Raw genomic sequence first — 2995 nt, 5'->3', positions numbered from 1 at the left:
TCTGGAGATTTCTCAAGATTTTGATAGAGAAAATTTAACTGGGAATAGGCAACAGGAAATAGAGGAAAATTTAGAAAGTTTACCCACATCGGAAGGAGAAAATTTTGAGCAGACTCAATTGAGCAGACAAGAGATTACTCAAAATATTAATTCAGAATTTTATCAACCTATCGCCACTTATGTAGGGCGGTTAATTTTACCGACTGCTGAGGAAAGGGAAAAAGTTAAAGGTGTCTTACTAGAAGTTCATACAGCAGATTCGGCAAATCAACACCTCATCGGACAAATTGTCAATTTACGTTGGAGCGATGACTCTAACTTACAAACTTATGTTCAACTTGTCACAACAAATATTAATTTTGTCGAGCAGGTAAGGATAAGTAAGCGACAGGGAAATATTCATCCAGACCGAATAAATAATTGGCAAAATGTCGATCCTCTAGAATCTTTAGCAGGTGCAAGACCAGAAGATGATGTAATTGTAGCTTTACCTGAACCTGTAATTGTTGAGGATACTGGTACAGGTCGCCCAAGTCTATATATTAGTCGCGAACCCATTCAAATTTCTGGTCGTTTTTATGGGTTGGTGAAAATTCAAGAGTTTGTGGGTGACGATCTATTTCGGGTGTCTCACTATAACCGCAACTCTCAGGAATTTGATGGTATGGAGGAAATTGTTTATATTCCGTCTGTCGTTGCTGACCGTAACGGTGTTTTGCCTTCTACTAATGAAGGTTTAGAAAATTCTCCTGTAAATGCCAGAGGTTGGTATATCTATGGAGCCAAAAATACTGTAGGTAAGTTTGTCGTACAGGCGATCGCTCCTCGTGCTTTGTTTTCTGTTCAACCTCAGACAATAATTTCTGGAAAAAAAGCCACCTTAGATTATATCAACCATAAATATTGGCAGGAGGAAGTCGCGCCAAAAGGTAATATTGCAAATATTTTCCTAGACCCTACTGAAAAACAAGAAAGTCAAGTTCCCCAAACTCCTATTTGGCAAGAAGGTGAACGCGCTCTATTCATGCACGTCTATGGAGGTATTGGAGGGAAAAAACCAGAACTTTCACCCTTGGGAATATTTTTCGGTCATTTTGCTTTTGGTATAGCAAAGGTAGTGCGGGAACCTCTGACTAATGAACTTCGGTTTAATCTGGAATATCGACAAATCTACACTCATAACTGTGATGGAATTATTTCCGGTACTTTATCTTGGATGAGATATATGGGCGATCGGCAATGGGGATGGTTAGGAGTTCGCCCTACTTCCGAGATTATTATTAAGTTCAAACCTATGACCGAAGATTATGATTTTAATGGCGTTAAATTTTCCCCACTCAATTATATAGTGCAAGAACTTGATGTAATGGCAGCTCGTTATCGAACTGGGGATGGTAGAGGTACAACTTCTGTCAGTCCGATCAATTCCTGCGTACAAGATTCTAGTCAAGCACTTTATACAGCTTTGAACCGGATGGTCGCCCAGTTGAAATTAAATCCCCTAATTATGAAATGGTTGAGGGAACATCCCGATGATGAACAAACTAAAAGATTTAAACAGTTGACTAACCTAGTCAAAACTTTGGAAAATCACTTAACACCTTTAGGAAAAGCACGAACAGACTGGCGTTATGAAGCAACAACTTTAGGAGGTTTCCCTGTAGAAACTCCCCTGGAAACTTTATGGCAAGTTGCCAAAAGTTGGCGATCGCTCCTACCTCGGTTTGCTAATGATCAACTAGCAATGATTTTTCTCCAGTTTGGTGCTTCGTTGTCAATATTGCGTACTAATCAAGTGGGTGGTTTTAACTCAAGTATTGAGGCGATCGTGCCTACTGATTTTGTTCTGTTTGTTCCCAGAGTAAATAGGAGTAGGGAGTAGGAAGTAAGGAAGTTGGGGAGTTGGGGAGATGGGGAGTATTTTTTAACCTTTATTGTCTCTCCCTAAATCTTACAGGACTTTTCAGATAGATTAGACCTCTGCGGAAAAGAGGGAACACTTAACACTTAACTGGGAACACGGAGAAGTAATTGATAATTTCTGGATAAGAATTGATTTTATTTTTGATTTTCACGCCTATGTCTATTATACCAAGCGTGAAAAAAGAATGTTACGAATAGTAAGGGGAATAAAAATATTTTTCAGAATATTTCCCTTTGACAAAGCGGTGCGACCCCGCGCCCTCCGGGTATCTCTTTCAGAGACGCTGCGCGAACGGCAGTTGCTTCAAGTCGGGGCACCCGCCCAACGCACTGCACTCACCGTCTCACGGCGCAAGCGGTCGGAAGCAGGCGTTACGGAGCGGCTCTGCACTCTTCGGGTCTCCTCGCCATGGGAACGCCGACCAAGAGAGGGAACGCGCACCAAGAGAAAAAGATAATTTCCGAGCTAAAACATGGTATTAAAGGCATTCCCATACGACTCCTGTACAGGCGATTCGCGCGCTCCGCTCGCCCCTACGACTCCTGACTCAAACAAAAATCCTCTAGTCATTTGTAGCAAACATTTATCAAAATGGTATTACTTCAAGTCACAATCAAAACCTTGTAGGGACGTTCCATGGAACGTCCCTACTGTTACCCATAAAAAAACGCTTAAATAACTAAGTTTTTACAGTTTAAAGAGCAATATAGCTGCCGCTAGGCTCCGCCAACGCTTTACTTTACAAAACTTTAAAAACAGTCTCTTAGGGTTTTAGCCCTACTACAAGCTTTAATAATAACTATTAGACATCTCTGGAAAAGAGGGAACACTTAACACTTAACTGGGAACACTTAACAGGAAGAAAGAATAGATAATTTCTCGATGAGAATTGATTTGATTTTTAATTTTCACGCCTATGTCTATTCAACCGGACATAATATTACAATAGAGTTGTTGGGAAATAAGGTAAAATGATTCAAGAAGAAATTGGCCATAAAAATGCTAAATATTGAACGAGCCTTAAAACAAGACAGGTTACTCAGAGCATTAACGGGATTAAACCGTAAAGCA

Annotated in this window: 1 pseudogene; it reads left to right on the top strand. The window is 40.4% G+C overall.

From position 1 onward, the window contains the following. Positions 1-1882: pseudogene (locus F6K22_RS37375) on the top strand (peptidase); the annotation flags it as partial. Positions 1883-2995: the final 1113 nt, after the last annotated feature.

Source organism: Okeania sp. SIO2F4, from assembly GCF_010672385.1.
Classification (GTDB): Bacteria; Cyanobacteriota; Cyanobacteriia; order Cyanobacteriales; family Microcoleaceae; genus Trichodesmium.
This window is presented reverse-complemented; position numbering and strand designations above follow the sequence as displayed.